This window comes from Bradyrhizobium sp. CER78 (assembly GCF_029846235.1).
Lineage (GTDB): Bacteria > Pseudomonadota > Alphaproteobacteria > Rhizobiales > Xanthobacteraceae > Bradyrhizobium.
This window is the reverse complement of record NZ_JARVWP010000026.1, coordinates 1-13,116: the sequence shown is the minus strand read 5'-3', so window position 1 is coordinate 13,116 and position 13,116 is coordinate 1. Positions and strand designations below refer to the sequence as shown.

The window sequence follows — 13,116 nt, the reverse complement described above, 5'->3', positions numbered from 1 at the left end:
TCCGGATCGAATCTGGCCCTTTGACTTAAAGGGCAAATTTCGGCGAACGTTTCTGCTGCGGGACCTTGAACGGCATCTGAGGCCATGTTGCGCGGTGTTCGATGCGTCCGTGCAGGCCGAGCGATCGCCGTCGGGCCGCCGTTGATCCGCGCCGTCCGGCCCTGCCACAGGCATCCTACGTCATGGCAGGGCCGGTAGCTTGCAAGTTCGGCATTGGAAATCGCTGCCGCGCTCGTCGGTGCGAATCTCGAAATCCTCCGAGACCCTCACAATCCGATTGCGGAATGGGCGATCTCGAACAGCTCGGCGTGCCCCGTGCGTCGGTATTTTGGGCACCGCAGAATCTCAGTCCAACGGGAGTTGGTCATGATGTGGCCCGACCAGCGCGCGCCGGAATGATAGCGCGATTGGGCCCAATTGACTTTGATCCAGCCCAAATGGGCCCGCTGGCCCGAGCCGGTGGTGCGAAAGAGCCACCTGTCCCAAATCAATGAAAACTCTGACGCCTGTTAACCTTTGGTTAACCATGCGGGTCGATTGTTAACCATTCGACAAGACAACCGAGTCAGGGGCGATGGACGCAACTCAACAGGTCGCACGTCAGCAGGTCCGCATGCGCGGGCGCTCCTATGTCGCGTTCGTTTTCTCGCCGGTCGTGCCTGTCGTGTCCTGGCTCGCCGAGATCGACGCGACGCTGGAGAAGTCTCCGGGCTTCTTCGCCGGCAAGCCTGTCGTGCTCGACCTCTCGGCGGTCGACCTCAGCCAGGCCGCGATCGCGCATCTGATCGGCAGCCTCGGTGAACGCAACATCCGGATCCTCGGCATCGAAGGGGTCGACGAATCGAAGCTAGGCGCCAACATGCCGCCGCTCCTGAGCGGTGGCCGCGCTTGCGCGATCACCCATGTCGAGCCGAAGACACCGCCGGCGCAGGAAAAAAACAAAGACAAGGACAAGACCAAGCTGCCCTCGCTGCTGCTGGAGAGCCCGGTTCGCTCCGGCCAGTCGATCGTGTTCGCCGAGGGCGACGTCACCGTGCTCGGCTCGGTCGGCTCCGGCGCCGAGATCGTCGCCGGCGGCTCAATCCATGTCTACGGCACGCTGCGCGGCCGCGCGATGGCCGGCATTAACGGCAATTCGGCGGCGCGCATCTTCTGCCAGAGGATCGAGGCCGAGCTGCTTGCCATCGACGGCTACTACCAAACTGCGGATGACATTTCCGACAGCCTGCGCAACCGGCCCGCCCAGGCGTGGCTCGAGGGCGAAATGCTGCGCATCACACCATTGAACTGACCGACTGACTACAAGGAGAGAGAGAAATGGCCAAGGTTTTGGTCGTGACGTCTGGGAAGGGTGGGGTCGGCAAGACGACCTCCACCGCCGCGCTTGGCGCGGCGCTTGCGCAAATGGGCCAGAACGTCGTCGTCATCGACTTCGACGTCGGCCTGCGTAACCTCGACCTCGTGATGGGCGCGGAACGGCGGGTCGTGTTCGACCTGATCAACGTGGTGCAGGGTGTCGCCAAGCTGCCGCAAGCCCTGATCCGCGACAAGCGGCTGGAAAACCTTTGGCTGCTGCCGGCGTCGCAGACCCGCGACAAGGACGCGCTGACCGAAGAGGGCGTCAAGCGCGTGATCGCCGACCTCAAGACCAAGTTCGACTGGATCCTGTGCGACAGCCCGGCCGGCATCGAACGCGGCGCGACGCTCGCGATGCGCTACGCCGACGAGGCCATCATCGTCACCAATCCGGAAGTGTCGTCGGTCCGCGACTCCGACCGCATCATCGGCATGCTGGACTCCAAGACGGTCCGCGCCGAGCGCGGCGAGCGGGTCGAGAAGCATCTTCTCGTCACCCGCTATGATGCCGGCCGCGCCGCGCGCGGCGAGATGCTGTCGATCGACGATATCCTGGAGATCCTTGCGACGCCGCTGCTCGGCATCGTTCCGGAAAGCCAGGACGTGCTGCGCGCCTCCAATGTCGGCTGCCCGGTCACGCTGAACGCTGCAAGCAGCGCGCCGGCGCGGGCCTATACCGACGCGGTGCGGCGCCTGATGGGGGAGCAGGTCGAGATGACCGTGCCGGTCGAGCGCAAGGGGCTGATGGACCGGCTGCTGCGACGGAGGGCGGCATGATGAACGTAATGCGGCTGTTCGGCGGCCGCGCTGCATCGGCGCCCGTCGCGCGGGAGCGGTTGCAGATCCTGCTTTCGCATGAGCGTGGCCGGAGTGGTGCGCCTGATCTTCTGGAGATGCTGCGCTCGGAAATCCTCAGCGTCGTGTCCAAGCATATCGACGTCGATCCCGACAAAGTCGTGGTCCGGATGGATCGCGGCAAGTTCGTCTCGATGCTCGAGGTCGACATCGAGGTTCCCAACGGCGTGCAACGATCAAAGATGGTGGCAGCCACATGACGGCAGACAGCGACAGTCACATTGCCTGGCAGCGCGCGCAGCTGAAGAAGCTGCGTGCGGCGCTGAAGCAGATCGAGGTCGATCAGCTCGGCAAGGCCAATTGCGGCCGCGCGACGCAGATGACGATCGACGAATTGCAGCGCAAGATCGGCGAGTCCGGCCGTTGCATCGCTGAGTACGAGCGCCGCACCCGCCGCCCGCTGGCGACGGATCTCGGCAGCCTCGCCAGCGTCAGCTGGACGCATTGGAACGCCAATCTGCCGATGGCCAAGGCGCCGCGACATCGGGCGTAAGCGATCATTCTGTCCGTCGTCATTGCGAGCCAACGGGTCGCGCGAACGCGCGCCCGATGACAGGCTCCACGAAGTAATCCATCCCTCCGCAGATGCGGAACGATGGATTGCTTCGTGGCTTCGCTCCTCGCAATGACGTGGAGAGGTCGGCGGCCTACAGCAAAAACGCCAGCGCCTGTTCGCACTGCTCCTCGATCTTGAGCGTCAGCAGCTCGTCGGCGCGGGTGCGGCCGAGATTGACAGCGGCGATCGGCAGGCCGCGCTGCTCCGCCATGCGGACGAAGCGGAAGCCGGAATAGACCATCAGCGAGGAGCCGACCACGAGCAAGGCGTCGGCCTGCTCGAGATGCGCCTGCGCTGATGCAACCGTGTCGCGCGGCACGTTCTCGCCGAAGAACACCACATCCGGCTTTAGCACGCCGCCGCAAGCTTCGCAGGCCGGCACCACGAACGACGAAAAATCCTGATCGAGATCGGCATCGCCGTCGGGCGCATCGGCGGCATCGAGCGCGAGCCACGCAGGGTTCAGCCGCGCCAGTTCGCCCTGAAACTGCTCGCGCGGCATCGTGGCACCGCAGCCGAGGCAGCGCACCACGTCGAGCCGACCGTGCAGGTCGATCACGCGCTGGCTGCCCGCGGCCTGGTGCAGGCGGTCGACATTCTGGGTCAAGAGCAGTTCGCAGCGCCCTTGCTGTTCGAGCTTTGCCAGCGCGCGATGCGCACCATTCGGCATCGCGCGGCCGAACCGCCGCCAGCCGACCATGCTGCGGGCCCAGTAGCGCTGCCGGGTCGCCGCCTCGCCCGAAAAGGCCTGGATGGTGACCGGCCGCGTCCGCTTCCAGTTGCCGTCGCTGTCACGATAATCGGGAATGCCGGAATTGGTGCTGCAGCCGGCCCCGGTCAGGACAAACAGGCGCTGGTGGCCGGCGACGAAATCCTCGAGGGCGGGGTGCTGCATGGCAGCACATCTAGTGCGGCGCGCACGACTGCGCCAGATGTGGGGTCTGACGGGCGCGGACCTTTCGTTCGGCCTCTGCGTTGACGGCATGGCACGTCCGACGGAGTGATCGATGCGACCAAGATTGATTGTCCTGCTATGCGGATTGGCGTCCCTGCCGCTCTCGCCGTCCTTTGGCCAGGACGCGGGCGTGTCAGGCGAGCAGGCGTTCAACAATTCCTGCCGCACCTGCCACACCGTCAAGGACGGCGACAACCGCGCTGGCCCGAACCTGAACAATATCATCGGCCGCAAGGCCGGATCGGTTGCGAATTTTCGCTATTCGGAGGCGATGAAGTCATCCGACATCGTCTGGGATGAGAGCACGCTGCTGCGCTTCATCGAGGATCCCGAAGCCGTTGTGTCGGGCAACGGCATGAAGCCGTACACCGGCGTCCGCTCGGCGGAGGATCGCGCCAGGATCGTGGCGTTCCTGAAATCGCCGGGCAAGTGACGGTTGGCGGAAGGCTGGCCTCACCGTGCCGGCACAACGAACACCTGACCGGGATAGATCAAATTGGGGTTGCGGATCTGCTGCTGGTTTGCCCGATAGATCACCGCATAACGCTGCCCGGCGCCGAATGCGCGCTGGCTGATCCGCCACAGACTGTCGCCGCGGGCAACCGTGGTCGTCGTGATCTTCGGCACGACCACGGCGGAGGGTGAGCTCGATGCGTCGGTGGCCGTCGCCGCCGCGAGCCGCGGCGCGGTCGCATCCGCACGGCCGGACGAGGCCGGGATCGATGCGGTCGTCGTCGCGTCCGGAACGTTGAACGGCACTTCGGCGCGCGCGCGGACCTTGCCGGATCCGGGGTCGACCTCGTCAAGCCGGACCTGATAGTTGCCGGCCGCGACACCCTTGTTGATCGTGACCGAGAGGTGCCCCGCCGCGTCGGCGGTGGCGGACGTGATCAAGCTGCCGTTGAGATAGAGCCTGACGGTCGCGCCGGGCGCGGCCTGGCCACTGACATGGAGCATGCCGCCCGGCTCGGTCTCGACCGACTCGACCACCACTTTCCCGGCGGCCGGCGGCGTCGCCGCCGGTTGCGATAGCACCCGGACCGGCTTGTCCGGCGTCATCAGCGCCACCATCGGCCGCTCCCTTGCCGCAGCCTCGAGCGCCACGGCCACGCTCTGTTTGGAGACCACCTGCTTGCCGTCGCGTGTCATGCGCAGCGTCAAGTCGTGGTTTCCCGGCGGGAGCGGGCGCGGCACCATGACGAACTGGCCGGACTTGTCCGCCACGGCGCGATCGTGCACCTCGCCGTTACGCAGCAATTCCACCGTCGCACCCGGTGCTGCCCTACCGGCGACAACAGTCTCGCCGGTCGGCTCGACGTTGACGACGTCGAACTCCGGCACGGCGTTGTCGCCCGGCACCGGCGACGGTGGTGCCAGCGCGTTGGCCAGGGCCGCGGTCTGGCTTTGCGCCTTCGCAAGCGCGGTCTTGTCCTGATTCTTGTCTTGGCCTTGCGCGGGAGCTGTCGGCGCGGATGGTGCCGTGGCCATCAAAGGCGTGTTCGTGCCGAGGATTTGCTGGGTTCGGTGGATGCCGAAGATGAGCGCCGCCGTGCCGCCGGCGGCAAGGGCCAACAACGGAATCACCAGTCGCATCGCCGTAGCGTTCATGATGTCATCCGCGGATCAATGCCCCCGCGCGTCCGCGCGCGACCCTGCAGCCCTGTGGGGCCTCCCTCAGAGACTGCGCCGCTTTGCGCCGGCCATCAAGTCGGATGAAAGGATTACTTCTCTCGGGCTGCCCGGCCGGCCCGGCCGCTCACGGCCACTCCGCGACGGTGACGGCAAGCGCTGCAGCGCCCACAAGAACGAGACTGACCGCCCAGACCGTCTCCAGATTGAACCAGCTCCGCGCGACGAATTTGACGCCGAGGTAGCGATAGACCAGCCAGGCCAGCAGGCCGCCGGCAGCGAGCATGGCGGCGGTGTGCACCAGCGCGACCAAAAGCGCCATCGCAAGGTTCTGGTCGATCACGCGCTGCGCCGCGATGTGGCCGTCCTGCGCTGCCGATGTCGCGCAGAGACCGAGATAGATCGGCAGCAGCATCAGGCCGGCGCCATGAGCAATCGCCACCGCGAACGACCAGAGCGCCAATCTGGTTGGCGGTATTCGCGCCAGCGCGCGCGGATGACGGCGATTGACGAGACGCATGAGGCCGAAGCCGATGATGATGATACCAGCTGCGATCTGGATCGGGCGTTGCCATTCCGCCAGCGCGATCAGCAGTGCGAACGGCAGCAGCACGAGCAGCATCGCCGCAAGGTGGCCGGTCGACAACGGCAGCAGCGCGCCGACGACGGCGCGCGGGGATTTGTCCATCAGGCCCGCGGACACCGCGAGCGGCCAGCCCATGCCCGGGTTGATCCCGTGATAGAGGCCGCTTGCGATGATCGCGAGCCAGAGCCAGATGGTCGTCGTATCGACGTTGCTCAATTCCATACCGACGGATAGCAGAACGAATCCGTCGAACAGTCGCCGCCCTCGAGGCGGATCTGATGCGGGCGATAGCCCTCGGGGAATTCGACGAAATAATCCTTGGCGAGCTCCAGCCCGCCGTTCGCGCCGACATTGGCCATGACCTCGGCGCCCGGCATGCCGTCGGGATAGAACTGGTCGTCCCAGGTCGAATACAGCGAGTTGGTCCAATACACCCGCTTGCCGTCGCGGCTGATCTCGACCATCTGCGGGCCGCCGGCAAACGCCTTGCCGTTCGGATGCGGCGTGCGGCGCGCGATGCCGCCGATATGCACCGACCCTGCAAGCTTTGGCTTCCTGGGATCGCGGACGTCGTATTGGCGCATTTCGCCGGTGCCCCAACAGGAGACGTAGAGGAAGCGGTCGTCCATCGACAGGTCGATATCCGTCACCAGCGGCGGCACGGCGCCGAACCCTTGCAACAGCGGCGGCAGCTTCTCCTTCGGCGCCGGCTCGGGCGGGATCGTCGCCGTCTTCTCGGCGTGGAATTTTCCGCCCTCGCGCCACCAGGTCCAGATCGAGGCTTCGAGATTGGTGGTGTCGACGACGACGCCGACGAAGCCGTATTCACGGATCGGATCATGCGCGGGCCTGACCTCGAGCGCCATCTGGTGATTGGCGCCGAGGTCGATGGTCTGCACATTGCGCCGCGCGCGCAGATCCCAGAAATGCAGCCGGTGGCCGTATTTGTTCGACAGCAGATCCTCGGCGACGATGCCGTTCTCGAATTGCGGCGGCAGCGCCCATTCGCTGGTCACCATGTAGTCGCGCGGCAGATTCCACCAGAAATCATAGTGCAGCGTCTGCGGTCCGCGGTCGATCTCCCAGCGGCCGAGCACGTCGAAGGTCTCGCAATCCATGATGAAGATGCCGGGCGGGCCTTGCGTGCCGTCCTTGCCGCTGCCGCCGAGGGTGGAGACGTAGATGCCATCGGGCCCGCAATGAATGGTGTGCGGCCGCGAGTAGCCGGTCTTCTTGAACACTTCCTCCGGCTCGATGATCTTGTGGATCTTGGCCTCGAGCGGCGAGGGCTTGGTGTCGATGATGTAGATGCGCGACGACCGCAGGCCGGGAATGATGAGATAGCGCCGCTCGACGAAGGCGTGTCCGGTGAGCGGTGACAGTGCGGAGGAACAGGCGTTCCAGCCGAAGTGATGGAACTCGTCGCCTTTGTTCGGCATCGTCACGGTGTGGACGATCTTGCCATAGGTCTTCGAGCCCGGCTTGGCGTCGATCACCGCGAGTGCGTCGGGCTTCTTGAAGTCGGGACTGAGCAGCAGCGTATAGGCGAACTGCTCCGGCGGCGCCTCCATCGCAAGCTTTGGCGAGGCGTGAAACGTGGGGTCGGGTCGCATCGTCATGACGTACTCCCGGTTTTGTTGGCTTGTTACCAACGTCGGGCCGTTCGCAGCGTTGCAATGGTCTGAATGGGGCGGCCTGGCACTCCGCTGGACGCGAGGTTGGCTGCGGACAGCTTACGGCATCGTGCGGCTTCCGGAAACACGCGCGCATCCCCATCGACTGCGGCGTCCTGCCACGAATTCGTGAGCCGTATCACACAGGGACTTGCGGGCGGCACGGCTCGTGCTGCGCCGTCATCCCCATGTCTGCAAGTTGTGAAGCGAGACCGCTGCCGCTCGTGGTATATGCCTTGCGCGAGTTGGTCACTGGCAGGGGCGGACTATGCAGGCAGTCGATCGCGTCGTTGGGCTTTCGTCACGGATCAGGGCTGCGGCGCTAGGCGCGGGCATCCTGCTCGCATCGGTCTATTCCGTCGCGGCCAATGCGCAAGGCGCCGAGCCGGTCTGGCCGACAGCTCAGTGGGAAACCTCGACGCCGGAGCAGCAGGGGATGGATTCGGCCGTCCTGGCCAAGCTGGTGGCGGCCGGCACCACGCGCAGCTTCGACAGCCTGCTGGTGACGCGCCATGGCCGCATCGTGCTCGATGCGTATTACGCGCCCTTCACCGCCGACATGCCGCACGCGATCAACTCCTCCACCAAGGCGGTGGTCGCGACGCTGCTGGCGATGGCCTACAAGGATGGTCTCTTGGATCGTCTCGATCATCCCATGCTGGATTTCTTTTCCGATCGCAGCATCGCTGATGTCGACGAGCGCAAGAAGGCCATCACGGTCCAGCATCTGCTCAACATGACGTCGGGCCTCGACTGGGACGAGGGGTTTGCAGGCGGGCGGGAGCAGTCGCTGCGCGACATGGGAAAGAGCCCGGACTGGGTCCAGTTCATTCTGGACCGCCCGATGTCGCATGCGCCGGGCGAGACCTTCTACTACAACAGCGGCGGCTCGCATCTGTTGTCCGCGATCGTCAGCAAGCTCACCGGCCAGAACACCGCCGACTTTGCCGAGGAACGACTGTTCGGCCCGCTCGGCATTGCCCGGCCGTTCTGGCGGCGGGATCCGCAAAGGCTCCCGATCGGCGGCTTCGGCCTGATGATGCGGCCGCGGGACATGGCGAAGATCGGCTATCTCTATCTCCGCAACGGTGAGTGGGCGGGCAAGCAGCTGCTGCCAGCGGATTTCCTCGATGCCGTCAACCATGCCACCGTGAACATGAATGCGCGATTTGATCCGCGGCTGCGCTATGCCAACCAGTTCTGGACCATTCCCGACAAGCACATCTTCATGACGGTCGGCTATCATTGCCAGGTGATCATGGTGATGCCGGAGCGGGATATCGTCGCCGTGATGACGGCGAGCAATTTCTGTTCGTTCGGCAAGCTGGCCGACGAGATATCCGGAGCGATCAAGTCCGATCAGGCTTTGCCGGATGATGCGGCCGCGGCCGAACAATTGGCGAAGGCGATTGCGGACGTCTCAACCGAGAAGCCGACGCCGGTCGGCGCGCCGCCCGCGATTGCATCCGCGATCTCGGGCCGCACCTACAAATTCCCCGACAACAACCTCGGTATCAAGACACTGACGCTGTTCCTTGCCGATGAGAACCCGCGCTACGTCGTGGAGACCAACGCGGGCGATCCTGCACGGCGCGACCTCAACGGACCGATCGGTCTCGACGGCCTCTATCGCAAGAGTGCTCCGACGTTCCTCGGTGTGCGCGCCGTCAAGGGCGCGTGGACCGACGAGCGAACGCTTGTCGTCGATCTCCAATATGTCGGGCTCGGCGACGCCTGGACCTGGACGCTCACCTATGACGGCGACAAGGTCGCGCTGCGCGGCAAGGCGAGGGATGGGCGCGAGGGCGCTGCAGAAGGGACGGCCGGCGGCTGATGCGCGATGCGATGAAGATGCATCATCATCGCTCGCGTCGGATCAAAACTCCAGCGCCGCATTGTCCACCACCTCCTTCATGACGAAGAAGGTGCGGGTTTGGCGCACGCCGGGCAGCGCGATCAGCTGGTCGCCATGGATGCGGTTGAAATCCTCCATGTCGCCGGCGCGGATCTTGAGGAAGTAGTCGAAGTCGCCGGCAACGAGGTGGCAGTCGAGCACGCATTTCAGTTTCGCCACCGCCTGCTCGAAGCTCGCAAAGCTTTCCGGCGTCGAGCGGTCGAGCACGACGCCGACCATGACCAGCGTGCCCTTGCCGAGCTTGCGCGGCGCCACCATGGCGCGGACACCGCTGACATAGCCCTCGTCGAACAGCGCCTGGGTCCGCCGATGGCAGGTCGCGGGGCTGACGCCGACCTGATCGGCCAGCTCGGCATTGCTGAGCCGGCCGTTCTTTTGCAGCAATCTCAACATCTTGAGGTCGATGCGATCGAGCCGGGCGGACATGGAAGAATCTCTCATCATTGTTCGGTCTGGTGAGAGGAAACATATCATTCAGACCAAATCCAGCAATCTTCGATAATTGCTTGGCCCGAGTTAGAGAGCACCTTTCGCGCCCAGGGTGATAGGTCTGGCCACCGTTCAGGACACCAACGAGGACGCCAGCATGCTGGAAAAATTCGCGCGTTATCCGCTCACCTTCGGGCCGACCGCCATCGAGAAGCTCGATCGGCTGTCAAAGCATCTCGGCGGCAAGGTCGAGCTCTATGCCAAGCGCGAGGATTGCAATTCCGGCCTCGCCTATGGCGGCAACAAGCTGCGCAAGCTCGAATACATCATCCCCGACGCGATCGCCTCCAACGCCGACACGCTGGTCTCGATCGGCGGCGTGCAGTCGAACCACACCCGCATGGTTGCAGCGGTCGCGGCCAAGATCGGCATGAAGTGCCGGCTGGTGCAGGAAAGCTGGGTGCCGCACGAGGACGCGGTCTATGACCGCGTCGGCAACATCCTGCTCTCGCGCGTGATGGGCGCCGATGTGCGCCTGGTCGACGAAGGTTTCGACATCGGCATCCGCAAGAGCTGGGAGCAGGCGATCGAGGAGGTGAAGGCGGCGGGTGGCAAGCCCTACGCGATTCCGGCCGGCGCCTCCGTGCACAAATATGGCGGGCTCGGCTATGTCGGCTTCGCCGAAGAGGTACGCGCGCAGGAGCGCCAGCTCGGCGTCAAGTTCGACTACATCGTCGTCTGCACGGTGACGGGCTCGACCCATGCCGGCATGCTGGTCGGCTTCGCCGCCGACGGGCGCGCGCGCAACGTGATCGGCATCGACGGTTCGTTCACGCCTGATCAGACCAAGGCGCAGGTGCTGTCGATCGCGCAGAACACCGCCAAGCTGGTCGAGCTCGGCCGCGACATCGTCGAGGACGATGTCGTGCTGATCGAGGACTACGCCTATCCCGCCTACGGCGTACCGTCTGAGGAGACCAAGGAGGCGATTCGCCTCAGCGCACGGCTGGAAGGCATGATCACCGACCCCGTCTATGAGGGAAAGTCGATGCAGGGCATGATCGATCTGGTGCAGAAGGGCTTCTTCCCGGCCGGATCGAAGGTGCTCTACGCCCATCTCGGCGGCGCGCCGGCACTCAACGGCTACGCCTACGCGTTCCGCAACGGCTGAGGCTGGTCATACTTCGTAGCCCGGATTACGCTGCGCTTCATCCGGGCTACGTTCATTTCCTACGTTCAGGTCCGCGTCAGTTTCTCCCGGTATTTTCTTCGTGCCGGGCGACTCGGGAGACCTTCGCGTGAGGATGATGAATGCGGCAGGCCGCGCCTTCGCCGCGCTCGGCGTTGGCATCGTCGCCGTGGGGCATTGGTTCTGGGCCTATCCGGGCCATGGCGCCGTGCTGCGCGCCCGCCTGCTGGCCATGAACCACGCGGTCGAACTCTATGGGGGTATCTTTCTGATCGGCGTCGGCGTTCACGGCCTCGCAGCCCACTACTGGTTCCGCGAACCAAACCCGCCCGCGCAGTCTTCGGCCCGGGAGCCGCAATAGCGTCCGGCTGTGCGGCCGATGAATTCTGTCCGGGTTGACATCTCAAGAACAAAATAGGAACATTGCGTCTGTAACCAGAGGGTGTGGCGATCGCCTCATCCGCGGCGGTCTTGTGCGGCCGCAGGACCAAAGGCCAAGCCGCACACCACTTGCGGATGAATTTCTCCGCCTCCTATGATGGGTTGTGGCTGGGGAGTGCGCGTCATGAGGGTTGTGGTCTGGGCGGTCGTTGCGGCCGCGTGGTTGTTTGCGTCTGCAACGCCATCGAGCGCCCGCGGTCCCTACGGCTCGATCACGGTCGGCAATTGGAAGGGCGGCGCCTTCACCAACGACAAGGACGGCGCGTTCACGCATTGCTCGGCGGGCACCACCTATCAGAGCGGCATCTTTTTCATGGTGGCGATCGCCAACAACGGCAGCTGGCGGCTGGGCTTTGCCCATGAGAGCTGGCGTCTGACTCCTGGCGAGGCCTTTCCGCTTGCGCTGACCTTCGACGGCCAGCCTGCGTTCAATGTCTACGGCATGCCGCTCGGCACTCAGCTCGTGAATGTCGAGATGCCGGTGAACTCGGCGCTGATCAATCAGTTCCGCAAGGCGCGCCAGATGACCGCGTTCGCGCAGGGCCAATTGTTTCAGTTCAACCTCAATCAGACCGCGCAGCTGCTGCCGGCGCTGCTCAACTGCGTGGTCTCGGTGAAGAAGAACGGCGTCGCCAGCGCCGGGGAATTCGCGGTCGCGGCGAAGCCTGCGGCAGCGCCGCCGCAGCAGCCCGCTCCGAGCCCGACGCAAAAGCAGGCGAAGTCGGGGACCGGGACCGGCTTTGTGGTCAGCAGCGCCGGCCATGTCGTCACCAACCATCATGTCATCAACGGCTGCAGCGAGATCACCGGCAATTTGAGCGGCGAGGCGCCGGTGAAATTGCGGCTGGTATCCGGCGACGAAACCAACGATCTCGCGCTGCTGCAGGCGCCGGCGCCGTTCAAGGATGTCGCCAAGATCAGGCAAAACCCCATTCCGGTCGGCAATGGCGTGGTGGCGATCGGCTATCCCTATCACGGGCTGCTGACGTCCGATTTCACCGTCACCACGGGCATCGTCTCTTCGCTGAGCGGTATTCTCAACGATACCCGCTTCCTGCAGATCAGTGCCGCGGTGCAGCCGGGCAACAGCGGCGGCCCGCTGTTCGATCTCGGCGGCAGTGTGGTCGGCGTCGTCGCGGCCAAGCTCGATGCTGTCACGGTCGCACGGGCAACAGGAACCATCCCGGAAAACATCAATTTCGCGATCAAGACCGGCGCGCTGCGCGATTTCCTCGACAACAGCGCGGTGCAGTACCAGACCGCCGAGTGGCGTGATTCGTTAAAGCGGGAGACGCCGGAGATCGCCAAGGACGCGCGCGGCTACACGCTCCTGATCGTCTGCAAGGTGAACGAGCAGGCCGCGGGCGCGAAGAAGCCGGTAAATTGAGATCTCCGCCACTCCCTCTCTCTGTCCTTACGGCAGGGCGACGGCATATGGCTACCGGCCATGCGCCTTTCCCTGCGAAGGTCCGGCGGCCGCCGGCTCCTTTGCATGGGGTTGTTTTCGATATTTTAGCAATGCGCGCCTGCGA

The 13,116-nt window shown here is 64.7% G+C and carries 14 protein-coding genes; 9 read left to right on the top strand and 5 right to left on the bottom strand.

From position 1 onward, the window contains the following. The first annotated feature begins 574 nt into the window (after positions 1-574). From minC to QDT69_RS34500, 4 genes are read left to right on the top strand one after another with little or no spacing between them, the layout of a single operon-like run. Positions 575-1,291: a septum site-determining protein MinC gene (gene minC / locus QDT69_RS34515; protein WP_279710929.1), complete on the top strand. Its 717-nt coding sequence runs from the start codon at positions 575-577 to the stop codon at positions 1,289-1,291. 26 nt (positions 1,292-1,317) lie between these two features. Further along, the gene (minD, locus tag QDT69_RS34510; protein WP_050419827.1) at positions 1,318-2,133 is read left to right on the top strand and encodes a septum site-determining protein MinD; all 816 of its coding nucleotides are present in this window, start codon (positions 1,318-1,320) and stop codon (positions 2,131-2,133) included. Continuing rightward, the gene (minE, locus tag QDT69_RS34505) at positions 2,133-2,411 is read left to right on the top strand and encodes a cell division topological specificity factor MinE (RefSeq protein ID WP_279710978.1); all 279 of its coding nucleotides are present in this window, start codon (positions 2,133-2,135) and stop codon (positions 2,409-2,411) included. Before minD ends, minE begins: the two co-directional genes overlap by 1 nt. After that, positions 2,408-2,704, top strand: a complete 297-nt coding sequence (locus QDT69_RS34500) for a hypothetical protein (protein WP_074125256.1) — start codon at positions 2,408-2,410, stop codon at positions 2,702-2,704. Before minE ends, QDT69_RS34500 begins: the two co-directional genes overlap by 4 nt. Before the next feature lie 154 nt (positions 2,705-2,858). On the opposite strand, the gene QDT69_RS34495 is transcribed toward QDT69_RS34500, so the two are convergent. Next, positions 2,859-3,701 carry an NAD-dependent protein deacetylase gene (locus QDT69_RS34495; protein WP_279710977.1) on the bottom strand — a complete coding sequence of 281 codons (843 nt, stop codon included), beginning with the start codon at positions 3,699-3,701 and terminating at the stop codon, positions 2,859-2,861. 73 nt (positions 3,702-3,774) lie between these two features. On the opposite strand from QDT69_RS34495, the gene QDT69_RS34490 reads away from it, so the two are divergent. Beyond that, the gene (locus QDT69_RS34490; protein WP_279710928.1) at positions 3,775-4,155 is read left to right on the top strand and encodes a c-type cytochrome; all 381 of its coding nucleotides are present in this window, start codon (positions 3,775-3,777) and stop codon (positions 4,153-4,155) included. Between the two features lie 20 nt (positions 4,156-4,175). Here the strand turns inward: QDT69_RS34490 and QDT69_RS34485 are convergent, their stop codons facing one another. The 3 genes from QDT69_RS34485 to QDT69_RS34475 form a co-directional block, all read right to left on the bottom strand. Beyond that, positions 4,176-5,330, bottom strand: coding sequence for a LysM peptidoglycan-binding domain-containing protein (locus tag QDT69_RS34485; RefSeq protein WP_279710927.1), 1,155 nt, complete (start codon positions 5,328-5,330; stop codon positions 4,176-4,178). Between the two features lie 148 nt (positions 5,331-5,478). Continuing rightward, positions 5,479-6,159: a hypothetical protein gene (locus QDT69_RS34480; RefSeq protein ID WP_279710926.1), complete on the bottom strand. Its 681-nt coding sequence runs from the start codon at positions 6,157-6,159 to the stop codon at positions 5,479-5,481. Then, positions 6,150-7,556 carry a selenium-binding protein SBP56-related protein gene (locus QDT69_RS34475; protein ID WP_279710925.1) on the bottom strand — a complete coding sequence of 469 codons (1,407 nt, stop codon included), beginning with the start codon at positions 7,554-7,556 and terminating at the stop codon, positions 6,150-6,152. The genes QDT69_RS34480 and QDT69_RS34475 overlap by 10 nt, the downstream gene beginning before the upstream one ends. Positions 7,557-7,878: 322 nt before the next feature. Here QDT69_RS34475 and QDT69_RS34470 point away from each other — a divergent pair, with 322 nt between their 5' ends. Continuing rightward, positions 7,879-9,444 carry a serine hydrolase gene (locus QDT69_RS34470; protein WP_279710924.1) on the top strand — a complete coding sequence of 522 codons (1,566 nt, stop codon included), beginning with the start codon at positions 7,879-7,881 and terminating at the stop codon, positions 9,442-9,444. 42 nt (positions 9,445-9,486) lie between these two features. Here the strand turns inward: QDT69_RS34470 and QDT69_RS34465 are convergent, their stop codons facing one another. Next, a complete protein-coding gene (locus QDT69_RS34465) occupies positions 9,487-9,951 on the bottom strand; it encodes an Lrp/AsnC family transcriptional regulator (RefSeq protein WP_279710923.1) in 465 nt (154 codons plus the stop codon). A gap of 160 nt (positions 9,952-10,111) precedes the next feature. Here QDT69_RS34465 and QDT69_RS34460 point away from each other — a divergent pair, with 160 nt between their 5' ends. The 3 genes from QDT69_RS34460 to QDT69_RS34450 all read left to right on the top strand — a co-directional run bounded on the left by QDT69_RS34460 (position 10,112) and on the right by QDT69_RS34450 (position 12,971). After that, the gene (locus QDT69_RS34460) at positions 10,112-11,125 is read left to right on the top strand and encodes a 1-aminocyclopropane-1-carboxylate deaminase (RefSeq protein ID WP_146989586.1); all 1,014 of its coding nucleotides are present in this window, start codon (positions 10,112-10,114) and stop codon (positions 11,123-11,125) included. Between the two features lie 133 nt (positions 11,126-11,258). Next, complete coding sequence (locus QDT69_RS34455; protein ID WP_279710976.1) at positions 11,259-11,504, top strand: hypothetical protein; 246 nt, start codon at positions 11,259-11,261, stop codon at positions 11,502-11,504. Positions 11,505-11,708: 204 nt separating this feature from the next. Next, positions 11,709-12,971: a trypsin-like peptidase domain-containing protein gene (locus QDT69_RS34450; RefSeq protein ID WP_279710922.1), complete on the top strand. Its 1,263-nt coding sequence runs from the start codon at positions 11,709-11,711 to the stop codon at positions 12,969-12,971. Positions 12,972-13,116: the final 145 nt, after the last annotated feature.